This window comes from Thermostichus sp. MS-CIW-36 (genome assembly GCF_054059035.1).
In genome coordinates, this window is the sequence record NZ_JBSSBR010000049.1 from 1 (window position 1) to 16,226 (window position 16,226).

Sequence of the window (16,226 nt, forward strand, 5' to 3'; positions counted from 1 at the left end):
TGAAGACTTCTTTACTACTGATCAATCCATCCTCCTTCCGAAGTTGGTTTGCTAAGTGCTGCTATTGTACCCCTTGAGCCCTTAACAGGCTGTAATGGAAAAATTAATGGAAACAAACCAAGTGATCCCCTTTCACTTCCAGCCAGTGCCCACCTGGATAATCGGGGCTACGGCTGCCTCGGTCTGCTTTTAAGAGCTGGATCCCGGCTTCTACCTGGTCAAAGGTGGGGTGGTGGGACAACACCAGGGACAAAAACTGGAACATTACCTGCCGCTGCAGAGCCAAGGGGGCAGCCCGCAAGGGATCCCGTCGCAGCCCTGGCAAAGCGGGCTCATATACCTGTGGCCATAGCTGAGCTGCTTGAGCTACCACCAGCTCATGTTCTGCTTGCAGCAGTGTGGCAGCCCGATTCAGGGCCGCTTCCAGTTGGGGGTTGAAGTGCTGTTTCAAGTAAGGCATCACCTCCAGGCGGAGGCGGTTGCGGCCATGGGCCAGATCTTGGTTGCTGCGATCCGGCCAGACCGGCAATTGGTGCTGCTGGCAAAATTGTTCGGTTTCCCAACGGTATAGACCCAGCAGGGGTCGCACCACCTGGGCAGAGGTGGGATCCCGGTCGTCCAGGCGACGCTGCCAATCTAGGCTGCTCAGCCCGGCGGCTCCTGTCCCTCGCAGCAAGTTCCATAAAAATGTCTCGGCCCGGTCGCTGGCCGTATGCCCCATCACCACGGCGCTGCAATCCCAGATGCGGGCCCATTTGTCGAGTTGTTGGTAGCGCCAAGCCCTGGCCCCTGCTTCGTCTCGGCGGATGGGATCCGCAGTCTCAACAGCATGAGGCAGTCCCTGCTGCTGCAGCCACCCCTGCAAAAAGCGAGCACACTCCGTTTCATCTGCCGACCAGCGGTGATCGCAATGCAAAACGAAGAGCTGCCAGCCCCAGCGAGGCTGTAGATCCCGCAGGATTTGGAGCAGGCAAAAAGAATCTTGCCCGCCCGAAAAAGCCACCAGCAGCCGCTGGCCAGGGTGAAGAAGTTGCCGCTGCCGAATGGCGCACTGTACCCGCAGGTGGAGAGGAGAGAGCCTGGCCACAGCTTGTTATTGCTCAGGTGCAACCCAGACCCTGCCTGCCTTCATGGGATCCCTTAGGCAAGAGCTCGGGTCAGATGAGAGGCCACTGCCTGCACAGCAGCAATGCTGCGCTCGTAGGCCATTCGGGTCGGCCCCAGCAAGGTGACCGTACCCAGAGGAGCTGAGCGACGGTGGTAAGTGGAGGTGATAACCGTGCAGTGGTGCAGAGACTCCAGTGGATTCTCGCTGCCAATGTAGATGATCACCGGGGTCTTGCGGGCAGACTGTCCCGACTCCTGATCCATCTCCGTTGAGCTCGGCAGAGAGGGCAAACCCCCATCGGCAAAATGGAGCCCAATCATCCCCTGAAGTTGCTTGGCTCCCTCCTCGATCAACTGCATCACTGCCTGCACCTGCCGGGCCTGGGAAAACTCCGGCTGACGCATCAACTCGGCCATACCGGCACTGAACACCTGCCCCAGAGAGGGCTGCAGATACCGTTGCACCACCGAGCGCAGCAGTTGCTGGAGCCAATGGCCGTAGGTACGAAATTCTTCATCCAGTTTCAGCCAGCTCAGATCCTGCAACTCGGCAAAGGTTTTGCCCCGCAGCTTCAGGGTGAGAAAGTTGCTGAGCAATTGCAATTCATCTTCCAAATCCTCTCGGGAGTCGCTGGGCCAGTCGGGGGGGCTGACCAGAGCTGAATGGGTTTGATAGGAGTCGGTTACCACCAACACCATCACCCGCCCTGGCGCTACCGACACCAACTGCACATGATGAATGGCTACCACCGGCCCCTGAGGAGGAGTGATGAGAGCAATGCAACCGCTCAGATGGGCCAAAAGCTGAGCTACCCTTTGCAGGAGGCTGTCTAGGTCGTCTCCCAGCTCACGGCCAAGCTGATCCATCAACTGTTGCAGAGCGGGATGGGGATCCGGCTGAGGAGCATCGTGAGGGATCCCACCGCTGTTGGCAGAGGTCAACAAATCGTTGACATAAACCCGATAGCCAAAGTCGGAAGGAACCCGTCCGGCGGAGGTGTGAGGCTGAAACAGCAATCCCACTTGCTCAAGGGTGGCCAGGTCGTTACGAATAGTGGCCGTGCTCACCCCAAAGTTATAGGACTGGGCCAAGGTTTTGGAACCGACAGGTTCAGCCGTCGCAATGTAGCTGCGCACCGTCGCCCAGAGAATCTTCCGCTGGCGGGGAGTCAGTTCGAGTTTCATAGCCGATCAAAAGAACCCAGTCAACACCTATCTATCTAAAGGGAAGTGCTAAACAGAGCCGGTAAATTGCTCCAGGATAGACCAACTCAGGGTTGAGATACGAATCTAGACAAACTTTCGCGTCTAAATACATCTGTATGCATCTATTGTTACTCTTTCATGACGGGTTGCCCAGGAAGGGAGTCGCAACACCCAATGCCGAAAGAGGTTGAGGCTGTGGGTTGTGCAGGAGAAAGGGAAATCCCCTCTAGCCTAGACCCCTTTTTTTGCCCAGAGGTGATATAAAGTTGAGTCAACTCTAGGCCAACTGGGCCTGCTGCTGTCCCCCCTGTATCCTTTTGTATCTTTGAGGTTGTCCCGTGTACTTATCCCCCCAGGAGAAAGACAAGTTGTTGATCTACCTGGCTGCCCAGTTGGCTCGGGATCGGCGGCAGCGGGGCCTCAAACTCAATTACCCTGAGGCAGTGGCCTACTTGAGCGCAGCGGTTTTGGAGGGGGCGCGGGAAGGGAAAACGGTCGCCCAATTGATGAGCGAGGGGCTGACGTGGCTGACCCGCGAGGACGTAATGCCCGGCATCCCGGAGATGATCCCCGAAATCCAAGTGGAAGCCACCTTTCCCGACGGCACCAAGCTGGTTACCTTGCACCATCCCATTCGCTAGCGTCGGGGCTGCCCGCTTTCAGGGATCCCCCAGATGCTCCAAAGACCGAAAAACTTCAGGAGGTTGTCCCCATGCCCTCTGGCCGCAAATCCAAAACCACGCCTGGCGCCAACGCGGAGCCAGCCCTAATCCCAGGGGAACTGCTGCTGGCAGAGGATCCCATCCAGGCCAACGTCGGGCGGGCCACCGTGACGCTAGAGGTCACCAACCGAGGGGATCGGCCCGTTCAGGTGGGATCCCATTTTCACTTTTTCGAGGTGAACCGGGCCCTGGTTTTCGATCGCGCCGCCAGCTTTGGCATGCGCCTCAACATTCCTTCCGGCAATGCGGTGCGTTTTGAGCCAGGCCAAACCCATCGGGTGACGCTGGTGGCTTTGGGGGGCAAGGGGTTGGTGCATGGCTTCAATCGGCTCACGGAGGGTACGGTACGCTCTGCCGCCCAAAAGCGGCTGGCCCTGGCCCGATTGCAGGAGTGGATGGGTCAAGCAGCCAATCCCTAGGGAGTACCGCCCCCCCCAAGTGTGCAGCTTTGGGCAGCGGTGTCAAGGCTCAACCCCATCCCCGTCTCTGCTCAAATTCAGGACAGTAGGGCTATCCTATTTCTCCTCTAGGAGCTGACAGATGTCAGAGCGCGAGACTGTCTTGTGGATGTGGGTGCAAGGCTTGGGGCTAAATCTTTCTGGGTTGGCGCTGTTGGCAGCAGCAGGCGCCGCCTTTGGGCCTCTCAGTTGGACAGGTGCAACGGTGGCGGTGATGTTGAAGCTCATTGGGGATAGCCAACTGCTGCGGAGCTACTGGCTCTGGCGAAGCCAGCGGCAACAGAAGGGATCCCAGCCCGTCAGCTCAGCAGCGGCAGTGCTCCACAGTCAAGCTTGAGACATTGCCCGGCACTTGTCCGGTCTCCGACTCGAGAATGCCAACGCGACCACCCCTACTCCCTTCTGGCACTGGCAAGCCTCACTGTACAAGCCTCACTGTAAATGAGCCACGGTCACTCCAGTACCGCCGTCTTCGGGATCAGCGGCTGAAAAACGCTGAACGCGCGGGTGATTTTGGAGATAAGCCTGGACGCCGGCTTTCAGGCGCCCTGTGCCGTGGCCGTGGATGATCCAAACCGGGCCGGGAGGAGCTTGGGCAAAGTGCTGTTCCAGAATGGCCTCAGCATCAGCAACGGTTTTCCCCCTCAGATCGAGGGTGTTCTGGCTGGTGCGCAGGTTCAGAGGAGCGGTGGCTGCAGGGGAGGGAGGTGGGGCTTTGGGGCGTTGGCGTTGCTTAGCCTGGTGTTCATCGATGGGATCCAACTGCCCCCGTGGCACTGTGAATTTGAGGATGCCGCTGCGCACCACATACACATCCCCTTCGATGGCGATCACTTCCCCCGTCTGACCCAAGCCTCTCAGCCGCACCCGATCTCCCACCTCTGGCACAAACTCCATATCCACGGGCGGCGGTGGGGGAGAGTAGCGCTGCTGGATTTGCGCCAGCTCGGCAGTAATGCGTTGGGGATCCTCTCCCTGCTGCAATCTGCGGATGGCGGCAGCCACTTCCTGACGGGCAGCAGCCAACAGGGCTTGCAGTTCTTGGTTTTGCTTCTGCTCCAGCCGGGCTTCTCGCTCGGCGATTTGGCGGCTACGCTGCTGCATTTGTTGATATAGGCTCTCCAGCTCTCGATGCAGGGATCCCACCTGGGCCGCCCGCTCTTCCAATTGAGCCCGCTGCGCTTCCAGGCCGGCAATGACCCTATCCACCTGGCTTTCCCCTTGCAGGTGCCGCTGGGCCCGCCGCAGAATCTCTGGATCCAACTGCAGCCGTTGAGCAATGGTCAAGGCATTGGAGCGGCCTGGGATCCCCCACAAGAGGCGATAGGTGGGGGCCAGGGTGACCTCGTCGAACTCCACTGAGGCATTTTCAAAGCCGGGATGTTGGTATTTCAGGGCCTTTGGCTCGCCGTAGTGGGTGGTAGCCAGGGTGAGCAGCGCCTTTTCCGAGAGGTACTCCAATAGCCCAGCCGCCAGGGCAGCTCCTTCGGTGGGATCCGTGCCCGCCCCCACCTCATCCAACAGGACAAGGGCCGGCTCTGGAGTGGACTGCAGGGCCTGTACCATGCGGCTGATGCGGCGGATGTGCCCTGAAAAGGTGGAGAGATTTTGTTGCAGCGATTGTTCATCCCCAATGTCGGCGTAAACCCTGTCGAACCAAGGCAGTTGGGGCGGATCTTGAGCCGGCAGGAAGATCCCCGCCTTGGCCATGAGCACCAACAGCCCCAGGGTTTTCAAGGCAACGGTTTTGCCGCCGGTGTTGGGGCCGGTGATGACTACGACCCGAATCGAGTCCGAGAGGGTGAAGTCGATAGGGACAACAGCAGAGCCTTGACCCTCCGAAGGGGCAGCGGCGCGAGATTGCCAGAGCAGCAGGGGGTGCTTGGCCTGACGCAGGCGCAATCCTGCCGAGACAAACTGGGGACGATTGCCGTCCAGCCAGAGGCTGTAGCGACCCCGAGCCAGAGCCACATCCAACCCCACCATCACCCCCTGCAAATGCTTCAGATCGGTGGCGACGGAGGCCACCTGAGCCGAGAGCGCGGCTAAGATCCGCTCTTCCTCCGCCTGAATCTGAACTTGGGTTTCTCGCCAGCGGTTGCCCAGTTCCACCACGGCGTAGGGCTCCACATAGAGGGTGGCCCCACTGGCAGAGCTGTCATGCACAATGCCGCGGATGAGATCCCGATGGGTGGCCTTGACCATCAGGACAAACCGTCCCTGCCGCTGGCCGATCAGGTTGTCCTGCAGCGCCTGGGGGTACTGGCTCATCAACTGTTGCAGGCGCTCCTGGATCTGGCTGCGCTGTTGCCGTTGCTGCTGGCGCAGATTGGCAAGGGCAGGGCTGGCGCTGTCCCGCACCTCGCCATGTTCCTCCAGGCAGCGGAAGATCTCCTGCTCCAGCTCCGGGTAGGTGCGCAGGGTGCTCACCCAAGTTTGCAAGCGTGGCAGATGGTCGTGGTCGTCGATCAGACGACGAATGCGGCGGGCCGCCCCCAGAGTTGTAGCAATCTGCACCAGCTCTTCCCCGCTCAGGATCCCCCCCCGTTCAGCCCGTTCCAAAGCCGGCAGCAGGTTGTGGATCCCTGCCATGGAAAGGCCCCCCGCCTGTGTGCGATCGAGGCGGATCGCTTCCTCAGTCTGATCGAGGTAGGCTTCGCTATCGGCGCGGCTCTGCCAGGGATCCAGCTCTAGGCAGGCACGACGGCCCAAGGGTGTGGCAGCAAAGGTGGCCAAGTGTTGACAGAGGCGGGGCCACTCCAGCAATTCCAAGGTTTCTTGCCGTTCGCCTTGGCAGGCCGTAGGCCTTGGGGAGGGATCGGGCTTGGAAAAGACTGGCAGCGGGTGCAAGGTGGGGACGGTGGGCATTAACCATTCAGCGATGCAAAGAACCCTGGAGACGCAGTTGCTTCATCTCCTGCAAAAACTGCTGTTGATACTTGAGGAAGGCAGTGTGCCACTCGCGGAAGCGACGTTCGCCATCCCGCACCAGCATCTGGCGGTACTGCTCTGAGTTGAGACGGGGCTGAGCAAAAGATGAGTCCATAGGGATCGGGGACGCTCTCCATCCTATTGTGGCAGGCTCTGGGTCGGCTTCCACAGATAGCTTTTGGTGAGAGGGGCACGCTGATAATGGCGCCGTTGTCTCACGCGCTGCCTCTGGTGATCTTCCCAAGAAGCTGAGCTCACCGAAAAACTGGGTTCAAAGCCCCGCCCTACCGCTGTGGGGTTCGCCTTGGGTGTCCTGTGGAGGGTGGAAGTGAGCTGCATTCACGGCCAAACTGAACCTCACAAGCCTGCCATACTGAAGGAAGTTGCTGCACTCAAAACACTCAAGATCCGTGCGCAAACGAGTCACCCTCATTTTCCCCCGCCATTTGGTGAATGTGCCTCTCACCTATCGGTTGGCCAAAGACTTCGATGTGGCTGCCAATATCGTGCGCGCCAGGGTAGCCCCCAACGAAGTGGGTACTTTGGTGGTGGAGCTGTCGGGGGATATCGACCAGGTGGAAGCAGGATTGGAATGGGTACAGTCTTTGGGCATTGAGGTGACTGAACGGGCCAAGGAAATTCAAATCGACCCAGACTTGTGCGTGGACTGTGGATTGTGTACGGGAGTTTGCCCAACCGAGGCCCTGAAGATTTCTGCTCCCAACTGGAAGCTGGAGTTCTCCCGCAACCGCTGCGTCATGTGCGAACAGTGCGTACCCACCTGCCCCGTTGGGGCGATCAGCACCAGTTTGTAGTCAGTTGGCCGAGTTACCGACTTCCTTCAGCCGACAAATCTCTTCACAATGCCGTTAACAATGCTGTTAGACTTGTTGGACACAGGTCAAATAGCTGCAGGACGCACTCGACATGGCTTCTACTCCATCGTTGATCGGGTTAACTTATGCCGGTTTGGCTGTTCTCTATCTGCTGGTGCTGCCTCTGTTGTCTCTGCTGTATGTGGACAAACGCTGGACTTCAGGCAGTGCTTGGGAAAAGGTGTTGATGTTTTTCTTGGTCTTGTTTTTCTTTCCCGGCATGGTGCTCTTGGCTCCCTTCATGACGTTCCGGCCCAAGCCCCGGTCGCTGTAAGGTCAGCCGTTTGTCGATCCACTGAGCCATGCGCAGATTGGATGTTCTTGCTATAGGCTTAGCCCTGCTGTTGGGGGGAGGGATCCTCTATGGCCTGCTGCTTTGGGCGGGCTTGGATACGGGGGCTGCGCAGCAGATATCGAGCGTGGTGCTCCTGCTGGCTTGCTTGGGGTGGACTTTTGGCTACCTGAGGCGGGTGCTGCGGGGGGAAATGACCCTGAAGGCTCAGTGGGCCAGCTTTGAGACCCAGCAACTTCAAGAGAAACTCCACTCGCTGTCTCCGGAAGAGTGGCAGGCCCTGCAAGCTGAATTGGAAAGCGAGAAAGAAGGGATCCCAGATTGAATTGAGCAAGACAAACGTTGAGGCCGTCGGACAGGCCGCACCCAGAAATGGGCTGTCGGCTGCTGGGGATCCGGATTTAATCCGGATTTAATTTGTAGAGTGTTGGGCCTAAACAGCAGCACTTGTATATCCGGTCACCATTTGCTCCTCTTAAGGATGCTACATTGCGCCTTGCACAAGATTCTGACGTATAACGGATCATCAAGTGGTGCAAGCCTTCGCCTTCCCTTCTACTCACATCTCTCCATCTACGGTGAGCAAAACCATACTGCTAGCTCAGGGCCAGCCCTCGCAAATTCATCTCTGGAAGTTGGCGCTGGAGTCTCAGGGGCACTCTGTGGTGCTGGTTTCCCCGCGTGAAGATCTGCTGGAGGTGGCAGCAAGTCAGCCTCTGGATTTGGATCTGATGGTGGTGGACATGACGACGGGGCTGTTTAACCCCTATGCCTTTTGTCGAGAGTGCCAAAGTAAGCTGCCCAACATCCCTGTGATCCTGACTCATCACCCCCGTCGCCACATCGAGCCTGCAGAGCGGCGCTGGGCAATTTATCAGGGGGCAGCAGATGTGATCCCCGGCTTGGCAGAGGCCGACGATATTCTCCACTCCCTCGAACGAATTTACGAGGCTGCCAGGTGGTTTTTGCCTATTGACACGGCGGCACTCTACAGGGCTCTGGAGCAAGCGGGCGTATGGCCTGGGGAGGTCAGCCGTACATCTTCTTCCACCACTCCCCCGCAGCCGATCGCGCACTCCCCCACCGCCCCTCCACAACCCATCACGGCGGAAGGGGATCCAGGGCAGAAAGACTTGACCCCGCAGGTGAAGTACCGATTGATGTACCGGGGTCGCCCTGTCGGTTGAGCACGTTTTCTCGCACTGTCTTGCTCTGCCAGGGTTGAACTGCTAAGAGAAGGTCAGCGCAACACTAGGGCTAGAGTAGCCCCTTGGGATCCCGTCTCGACCAACCGCAATTCCCCTCCATGGGCCTGCAGGATACGCTTGGCGATGTATAGCCCTAGACCTCCTGAGCCGGTTGGGTAGTGGTGGCCGGCAATGTGAATGGGCTGGGTCACGTAGGGTTGGGCCAACTCTTCCAGAGGGGCGGGTAGGCCGGGGCCATCATCCTGCACCTGGATCTGGCGGGGGCTGACAGTGAGCACCACTGCATGGCGTGCATAGCGCAAGGCATTGTCCACCAGATTCACCAGCGCCCGCTCCAGCTCTGCCTCATCGGCGTTGCCCCACCCTTCCCCTTCCACTCGCAGGTCGATCCCCCGTTCTTGGGCCAGGGATCCCATGCGCTCGGCCACCCTTCTGGCCAGGGATCCCAGATCACAAGGCCGAGGATGCAACTCGATCTCTCCCCGCTCTAGGCGGTGAGCCTCCACCATTTTCTGCACCAGAGAGAGATTGTGTTGATTTTCCTGCAGGATGCGATCCAGCAGAGCGCGACGTTGCTCCGGCTCGAGCTGTTGATCCTGTTTAAAGGCGCTCAGCAGGTGCCCAAAGGCGATGAGGGGGGTTTTGAGGTCGTGAACCAGGGTGGCGGTAAAGGCTTCTCGCCGCATTTGATCGATCTGGATCTGGCGCAGCAACTGGGCAAAAGCCTGCCGCAAGATCAGGGCTTCCTGGGGATCCCCGGGGCGGAGCAGCAGATTCCAACGGGCAGGCTGGTTGATCAAGGTTTCCAAATGGGCCAACTCGCGGGCCAGCAGGGTGAGGGGGCGCAAAATCATGGAGGACAGAGCATAGCCCACCACCGCCGATAGCACCGCCAGCAACGGGATCCACAGCAGCAGCAGAAGGATCCCTTCAGTGCTGAACTGCGTGTCGGGCCAGATCCACTGCACCGACAGGATGAAAACCAAGTTGGGGACAAACGAAAGGCTGGCAATGACCAATGCCACCTGGGTGCGCAGGCTGTGGGGAAAGCGGCGGCGCCAAAACTCAAGTAGGCGGAGTAGTTGCTGTTTCAAACTCGGTGTGCTCGCTTTGACAAGACCTGCTTGAATAGTGAACCAACCGTAGGCAAAGAATAAACATCCCCTCACGGTCAAGGCTGAAGAGTTCTTTCCTAGGTCTTAGAATGACCGTTATGTCTTGAGCCACTTCATCCCCATGAATAAAGAAGGATGCCGTAACCCCAGCTTTTAGGATACCCAGCTACCCCATTCTTTAGAGAAGCCGCGCCGTATTCCGGTTGGCAAAGCTGTGGACATCACGGCAAAGAAAGACAGCTTGATCCCCAGGCGTAACCAACGTTGAGCAATCATAGTCGTTTCAGGTTAGGGTGAGGCGCCTGGGCCATTGAGAAAAGCCTTTGGCCGCATGCATTATTGCTCGGCAACGCTGACGCGACGACGCGACCAACGTTTTGGGTGTAGTGTCCCAGTTTGGGTCAAAGGACTACAAGTTCAACAGATCAAGATCGAGGGGCAGAGCGGAGCTCTCAAGCTCCTGAAGCATGAAAAAACCTCTGGGAGTCTGTCCGTGTTTCGACCCCAGAGGCTTCTTCTCTTCACTCCTCACCACTATTGAGCGTAGCCGCCCTTCCAAAGGCTGTCAAGCACTTTCCCATTGGGGTTGGCGTGTGGGAAATTGCGCTAGGGTGGCACTGCCGTACAGGATCATCTGCTGGGGCTGCAAGTTCACCCGGTCTACCCGCAGCTCAGTGCCTCGCAAGGCGAGCCGATCCAAATCCAGAAGCTCATTCAGGCAGCGTACCAAAGCTTGGCTCAAGGCTAGCTCCTCTTCTGTACCGCTTTCAAACACTGGATCTGTAAAGCGGATGCGACGCCGCTCCAGCACCTCAACCTGGGCGGAAAAACCGACGCAGAAAGCCCTGGCTTCTCCCTGCTGTACATTTGCCTGGAATTGCAGTCGTCGCGCCGGGGTGATGCTGATATGGACGTGATGGAAGGATAGGGGGCTATCATCCTGCTTTCCTAAGGCCAGCCTATTCAGCACAAAAGGTGTGTTAAACGATTGCGCCAGATCGTCTTCGCTCAGCACCACGCGCATTGTGGCCTGTACTGGCTGGCGCAGCTTGATCTTCCCCTGCCAAATTTGGCTGAAATCGATGGCCACCGCATTGCAGAATAGCTCCAGAGCCGAAAGCCTCAGGCCGTTGTACATCTGCAGATGCTGGCCCAACAGTTCAAAGCTGTCGATACGACCCTGCAACAATTTGGCAACAGGCTCCACTCGCACGCGCGCCTCCAGCCGCTCTGCATGCTTAAAGAGGGCGCGAATGGCTGCGCTTACCCCCCGACTGACCCAATCGACAGCCATGGGATTCTGGAGGGAAAGTTGGGGCAGGAGTCCTGTAGCCATGGGACAAGGTGAAGTTCGCCTACAGGGATCATAACCAACCATTAAGAAAAGTTACAACCTCCGCCGACGGAGAGGCTGTTCTCTCAGGAGTAGGTGCGTCCTTCCTGCATGGCCGAGCGGGCCACGGCTGCGATCCCCTGGTCGGTGGCGCGGGGCAGGTGAAAGTACCGTCCGCCCGCCAATTCCGCCAGTTCGGCGCTGAAGCCGGTGGTTACAAAGCGGCTTTGGGAGTCGATCAAGAGCAGCTTCAACCCCAGGGCGCGGATGCGCAGGGCAATCTCCCGCAGCTCCTGCTTCAGGTCGATGGGATCCGTTCCCGACTGGGGTTTGCCATCGCTCCGTCCCAAAGAGCGGCTGAGGGGGATGTTGCCCCGACCATCGGTGAGGGCCACCAGCATCACCTGGCCCACGTCGCCGGCAGCACGGGCATTGACTCCCATCCGCACGGCTTGGGTGAGGGCATGGGCAAGAGGGGATCCCCCGCCGCAGGGCAGAGATTCCAAACGGCGGCGGGCCAGCTCAATGGAGCGGGTGGGGGGCAGCAGCACTTCGGCAGTTTCTCCACGAAAGGCGATGAGGGCCACCTTGTCGCGGTTCTGGTAGGCTTCTGTGAGCAGGCGCAGGGCCGCTCCTTTGGCCGCTTGCATGCGGTTGAGGGCCATGGAGCCGGAGGCATCCACCACAAAGATCACCAGGGCTCCGGCCTTGCGAACCAGCTTTTTGGCGCGGATATCGCTCGGTTCCACGACGACGGCGCGTCCCGGTTGTCGCTGGCGGCGGCTCTTCTGGTAGGGAGCAGCGGCTCGCAAGGTGGCATCGACGGCAATGCGGGGGTTGGATCCCTGGGGCAGGATGGGCTTGATGTAACGGCCCCGGTCGGCGCTGAACACCAGGCTGCGGGATCCCGTTTTCCCCTGTTGGTTGAGGGACTGGGCAAAGGCCAGCAGGCGCGGGTCGAGGGCAATGCGCTCCGGCTCGAAGAAAAACTCTTCCGGCAGACTCAGGTTTTCCGGTTGGGGATCCGTTTCCTCTCTATCTTCCCCATCCTTGTCGGGATCCGGCGGCGGGGGATCCGACTGTTGGGATGGTGGCGGGGGGGGAGGGGGGGGCTGGTCGGGGTCGTATTGGGCGCGGGGCAGCAGCACCAGTTGCACAGCCTGCTGCAGATCCTCGGCCAACAGGCGATCCCGTCCTTCCAGAGCTGCCAGGGCACAGGCGGCCCGTAGGGCAAACTGCTCTCCCCGATGGCCTTGGACATTGCCGCGGATGGCCTCTTGCACCAGGTAGTGGATCTGTTCCCGCTGGGGTTTGACCTGGGGCAGCCACTCTCGGGCCAGGACAATCTGGGTGCGGATTTCTTCCAGTTCTGCTTGGTGTTGTGCCAGAAAGGGTTCGGGGGCATCGCCGAATTGGCTGGCTCGCTGGGCAATCTCCCGCCGCTCCTCCAGGCTCAGATCCCGCTCCAGCGGCACCACCATGGCCATGCGATCCAGCAAGTGGGGGCGCAGGGATCCCTCCTCGGGGTTGTAGGTGGCCACCAGCAGGGGCCGACAGGGGTGTTGCAGGCTGATCCCTTCCCGCTCCAGGCGATTCACCCCATCGCCCACCACCGTCAGCAGCAGATCGGCAATTGAGTCATCCAGCAGGTTGATGTCGTCCACGTACAGCACACCCCGGTGGGCGGCAGCCAGCAGCCCCGGCTGAAAGACGGTTTCTCCCCGCTCCACCGAAGCTCCCACATCCACGGATCCCAGCAGCCGATCTTCGGTCACGCCCAGGGGAATCTGGACAAAGGGGGGCGATATCACTTGGGTGGGCGGCACCTCTCCGGCTGGGTAGCGAGCCTTGGCCCAGTCCGACCAGGTGTCCGGTCGCGCCGGATCGTCGTTGCAATAGGATCCCGCAATCACCTCGATGGGCGGTAGCAAGGCGTGGATCCCTCTGGCCAAAACCGACTTGGCGGTGCCGCGAGGCCCCACCAGCACCACACCCCTTAGGCTGGGATCCACTGCTGCCAGCAGCAGAGCCAGCTTGGCCGCCTGCTGCCCCACCACAGCGGTGAGGGGAAAGGTACAAGGGGCGGATAGAGTTGCGGATCCCATGGTTGGCGGGTAGGCTTGGCGAGCAACGGTTCAATCGAGCAGATTCGCAGCGGAGCGGGAGCTGTACACCCCAGTCTATCGCTTGAGTGCTCCGCACCGCCTTTGCAACTGAGATTTTCTGGGGAGGTTCCAAACCGGCTCCAGACAGTTCCCCAAGCCCTCTCCCAAGGGGAAGGGGTAGGTCGGAATCAAGGCCACCAATGGCCTACGGCGACTGGGAATACCCCTGGTGAGCCGCCGCTGTTTGGTGGTCATCTTCTGTTCAAAATGGGCATCACTTCAGCGGGTTGCAATCATCACGTGTTTGGTGATTTGGTAGTCGCGCACCGCTTCTGCCGAGAGATCTTTGCCAAATCCCGATTGCTTAAAGCCGCCATGGGGGGCCTCAGAGGCAATGGGAATATGGTCGTTGATCCAGACGGTGCCGAACTCCAGATCGGCGGCCAACCTCATCGCTCGTCCGATGTCTTGAGTCCACACAGAAGCCGCCAGCCCGTATAGGACGTCATTGCCCAAGCGTAGCGCTTCCGCTTCTTCGCGAAACGAGCCGAGCGTGAGAACCGGCCCAAAAACCTCACTCTGTACGATCTCCGCTTTTTGATCGACATTGGCAATCACCGTGGGTTCATAGTAGTAGCCCTGGGCAATCTGGGAAGGGATCCGACCGCCGGTCAGCACCTTGGCTCCCTCTGCTTTGGCCCGCTCCACAAATCCCATCACCCGCTCCCGCTGGGCTGCTGAGACCAAAGGCCCCATCTCCACTCCCGCCTCGAAAGGGGATCCCACCGTTACTTTGCGCATGGCTTCTACAATGGCCTCTTGCGCCTGCGCCAGCTTGCTCTCGTGCACATAGACGCGGGTGGCTGCCGTACAGTCTTGGCCGGTATTGACGGTGGCAGCAAATGTGGCCTTGGCAGCAACGGTCTCTACGTCCGCATCCTCGAAGACGATAAACGGCGCTTTGCCCCCCAGTTCCAAATGCACCCGCTTCAGGGTATCTGCCGCTGTCCGCATCACCTGCTTGCCGGTGGCGGTAGAGCCGGTAAGGCTGACCATGCGCACCTGGGGGTGCTCCACCAGGGCTTGGCCGGTGGCATTGCCTCCGGTAACGATATTGACTACCCCGGGCGGGATCCCGGCCTCGGCGATCAGTTCTCCCAGCATCAGGGTGGTCAGGGGGGTGGCAGGAGCGGGCTTGAGCACCACCGTACAGCCGGCGGCCAGGGCGGGGCCGATCTTCCAGACGGCCATCATCAGCGGATAGTTCCAGGGGGTAATTTGAGCGCACACCCCCACCGGCTCTTTGCGAAAGAGGGAGGTGTAGCCCTTGGCATATTCCCCGGCGCTAAAGCCATGGATGTCGCGGGCGGCAGCGGCGAAGAAACGCAGATTATCCACCGCAAACGGCAAATCTCCCCCTAAGCTGAGGAACTCGTAGGGCTTGCCGGTGTTTTCCGATTCCACACGAGCCAGTTCTGGGGCACGAGCCTCGATCAGATCTGCCAATTTCCAGAGGGCCAGGGATCGCTCGCCGGGGGTAAGTTTCGACCAACGGCCATCGTAGAAAGCGGTCTGGGCAGCTTGCACCGCCCGATCCACATCGGCAGGGCTAGCATCCACCACCTCTGCCAGTTTCTCGCCGGTGGCCGGGTTCTCGATGGTCATCAACCCCCCCCCTTGGCTATCGACCCATTGGCCGTCGATCCAGAGTTTGTAGGCCATAGCGATGTCCTCAACAGCTTGGTGAAATGGCTCTCCCCATTGTGCCGAATCTTTTTGGCTCGGCTTGAATCATAAGCTTCAATGAACTACCCCACCGCATAGGCGGATGGGGTTTCTGATGCCCCATCCGCTTGACGGCAGGATTTTAGTCTCTTCCTCTGCCCCAGGTGCTTCATAGCCCCGCAGGACTTTGAAGTAGAGCTGGAGCATCCAAGACTCACGAGGCTGGTTCCCAACCCCGGTTGCCGATTAGTGGCAACGTTGTACATCACCATCACCGAGCCCCGATCCCTGGGGATTTCAAACCCACAACCAGAGCAGACATGATAGCGGTTGCTCAAGTCCGCCCACTCCTTGTGGACTGCCCCACATTTGGGACAGCGCTGGCTCGGTTTGAGGGTCTGAGTGGGAAGCATGAGGACTAAACCCCCTTTCTGCTCGATTTTGTAGGTAATCATCTGGTTCAATGTACCGAACCCCACCGACAGAATAGACTTGTTTAGCCCTGCCTTGCGCTTCCCACCCTTGCGGGTCATCCCTTTGACATGCAACTTCTCCGTTACGCCGTTCGCCTATGGCGGCGCGGAGCGCTTCGCCATAACGACAAGCTATCTCTGACGTCACTTTGTGTTGCCAGTCTTTGCGCTGACGGGCGACTTTGGCTTTGAGTTGCGCTTCCCACCGGTGGATTTTCTTCCACCTTCTGGAAGCCTTGACGCCCTTTTTAGGGGCACGCTTTCTGCGCTTCAGTCTGGCGACTCTGCGAATCTTCTCCTCACTCCGCTGGGTAAAGCGGGGATTAGTAATCTCCCGAAACTCCGCCCCATCAAACAGGGTCAGGGCGGTCTCTGTACCCAAGTCATAGGCAACGATGGACTCATATCGCAAATCCGACTGTGAACCAAACTTAGGTTCAGGTATCGCCACCTCGACCGTGAACGAGGCAAACCACTGCCGCCGGGACGGCTTGTAAACAAGGGTCAGCGTTGTTGACACGCCCCAATGCTTGGCTTGACCACGCATTTTCAGGGTCATGCCCAAGTCATTGAGTGTGACCGTGCCATGCTTTCCCGTGCTGTTGACCTTCCACCCCGACCGGGCAGGATACGTCCAGCCCGAATACCGGCGAATGGACTTGAATCTTGGCTTCCT

Annotated in this window: 17 protein-coding genes; 7 read left to right on the forward strand and 10 right to left on the reverse strand. The window is 59.2% G+C overall.

Going from position 1 to position 16,226, the window contains the following annotated elements; genetic code table 11:
- Positions 1-103 precede the first annotated feature (103 nt).
- Positions 104-1,087 (reverse strand): tRNA lysidine(34) synthetase TilS, encoded by a 984-nt coding sequence (tilS, locus tag ACVWVQ_RS13765; protein ID WP_457509014.1) that lies wholly within the window; start codon positions 1,085-1,087, stop codon positions 104-106.
- Between the two features lie 53 nt (positions 1,088-1,140).
- The gene (gene hrcA, locus ACVWVQ_RS13770; protein WP_457509016.1) at positions 1,141-2,292 is read right to left on the reverse strand and encodes a heat-inducible transcriptional repressor HrcA; all 1,152 of its coding nucleotides are present in this window, start codon (positions 2,290-2,292) and stop codon (positions 1,141-1,143) included.
- A gap of 359 nt (positions 2,293-2,651) precedes the next feature.
- Here hrcA and ACVWVQ_RS13775 point away from each other — a divergent pair, with 359 nt between their 5' ends.
- From ACVWVQ_RS13775 to ACVWVQ_RS13785, 3 genes are all read left to right on the forward strand, one after another.
- The gene (locus ACVWVQ_RS13775) at positions 2,652-2,954 is read left to right on the forward strand and encodes an urease subunit gamma (protein WP_011433938.1); all 303 of its coding nucleotides are present in this window, start codon (positions 2,652-2,654) and stop codon (positions 2,952-2,954) included.
- Positions 2,955-3,025: 71 nt separating this feature from the next.
- The gene (locus ACVWVQ_RS13780; RefSeq protein WP_414357572.1) at positions 3,026-3,454 is read left to right on the forward strand and encodes an urease subunit beta; all 429 of its coding nucleotides are present in this window, start codon (positions 3,026-3,028) and stop codon (positions 3,452-3,454) included.
- A gap of 121 nt (positions 3,455-3,575) precedes the next feature.
- Complete coding sequence (locus tag ACVWVQ_RS13785) at positions 3,576-3,830, forward strand: hypothetical protein (protein ID WP_457509017.1); 255 nt, start codon at positions 3,576-3,578, stop codon at positions 3,828-3,830.
- A 95-nt stretch (positions 3,831-3,925) separates the two neighbouring features.
- Here the strand turns inward: ACVWVQ_RS13785 and ACVWVQ_RS13790 are convergent, their stop codons facing one another.
- The gene (locus ACVWVQ_RS13790) at positions 3,926-6,361 is read right to left on the reverse strand and encodes an endonuclease MutS2 (RefSeq protein ID WP_457509018.1); all 2,436 of its coding nucleotides are present in this window, start codon (positions 6,359-6,361) and stop codon (positions 3,926-3,928) included.
- A 7-nt stretch (positions 6,362-6,368) separates the two neighbouring features.
- A complete protein-coding gene (locus ACVWVQ_RS13795) occupies positions 6,369-6,539 on the reverse strand; it encodes a hypothetical protein (RefSeq protein ID WP_457509020.1) in 171 nt (56 codons plus the stop codon).
- Positions 6,540-6,834: 295 nt separating this feature from the next.
- On the opposite strand from ACVWVQ_RS13795, the gene ACVWVQ_RS13800 reads away from it, so the two are divergent.
- The 4 genes from ACVWVQ_RS13800 to ACVWVQ_RS13815 all read left to right on the forward strand — a co-directional run bounded on the left by ACVWVQ_RS13800 (position 6,835) and on the right by ACVWVQ_RS13815 (position 8,778).
- Positions 6,835-7,239 carry an NIL domain-containing protein gene (locus tag ACVWVQ_RS13800; protein WP_414409519.1) on the forward strand — a complete coding sequence of 135 codons (405 nt, stop codon included), beginning with the start codon at positions 6,835-6,837 and terminating at the stop codon, positions 7,237-7,239.
- Positions 7,240-7,351: 112 nt separating this feature from the next.
- Positions 7,352-7,573: an NAD(P)H-quinone oxidoreductase subunit L gene (gene ndhL, locus ACVWVQ_RS13805; protein WP_011433942.1), complete on the forward strand. Its 222-nt coding sequence runs from the start codon at positions 7,352-7,354 to the stop codon at positions 7,571-7,573.
- Between the two features lie 28 nt (positions 7,574-7,601).
- Positions 7,602-7,916 (forward strand): DUF3007 family protein, encoded by a 315-nt coding sequence (locus tag ACVWVQ_RS13810; protein ID WP_414357568.1) that lies wholly within the window; start codon positions 7,602-7,604, stop codon positions 7,914-7,916.
- Positions 7,917-8,169: 253 nt separating this feature from the next.
- Positions 8,170-8,778 carry a DNA-binding transcriptional response regulator gene (locus ACVWVQ_RS13815; protein ID WP_414357567.1) on the forward strand — a complete coding sequence of 203 codons (609 nt, stop codon included), beginning with the start codon at positions 8,170-8,172 and terminating at the stop codon, positions 8,776-8,778.
- 53 nt (positions 8,779-8,831) lie between these two features.
- On the opposite strand, the gene ACVWVQ_RS13820 is transcribed toward ACVWVQ_RS13815, so the two are convergent.
- The 6 genes from ACVWVQ_RS13820 to ACVWVQ_RS13845 form a co-directional block, all read right to left on the reverse strand.
- Positions 8,832-9,893 (reverse strand): sensor histidine kinase, encoded by a 1,062-nt coding sequence (locus ACVWVQ_RS13820; protein WP_457509022.1) that lies wholly within the window; start codon positions 9,891-9,893, stop codon positions 8,832-8,834.
- A gap of 586 nt (positions 9,894-10,479) precedes the next feature.
- Positions 10,480-11,208 (reverse strand): LmeA family phospholipid-binding protein, encoded by a 729-nt coding sequence (locus tag ACVWVQ_RS13825; protein WP_414358462.1) that lies wholly within the window; start codon positions 11,206-11,208, stop codon positions 10,480-10,482.
- Positions 11,209-11,333: 125 nt separating this feature from the next.
- Positions 11,334-13,352: a magnesium chelatase ATPase subunit D gene (gene bchD, locus ACVWVQ_RS13830; RefSeq protein ID WP_457509023.1), complete on the reverse strand. Its 2,019-nt coding sequence runs from the start codon at positions 13,350-13,352 to the stop codon at positions 11,334-11,336.
- A 279-nt stretch (positions 13,353-13,631) separates the two neighbouring features.
- Complete coding sequence (locus ACVWVQ_RS13835; protein ID WP_457509025.1) at positions 13,632-15,074, reverse strand: gamma-aminobutyraldehyde dehydrogenase; 1,443 nt, start codon at positions 15,072-15,074, stop codon at positions 13,632-13,634.
- 86 nt (positions 15,075-15,160) lie between these two features.
- On the reverse strand, positions 15,161-15,490 hold the full coding sequence (locus ACVWVQ_RS13840; RefSeq protein WP_457509027.1) for a zinc ribbon domain-containing protein: 330 nt from the start codon (positions 15,488-15,490) through the stop codon (positions 15,161-15,163).
- The coding region (locus tag ACVWVQ_RS13845) for an RNA-guided endonuclease InsQ/TnpB family protein (RefSeq protein ID WP_457509029.1) at positions 15,375-16,226 on the reverse strand (852 nt) is incomplete at its 5' end. The genes ACVWVQ_RS13840 and ACVWVQ_RS13845, both read right to left, overlap by 116 nt.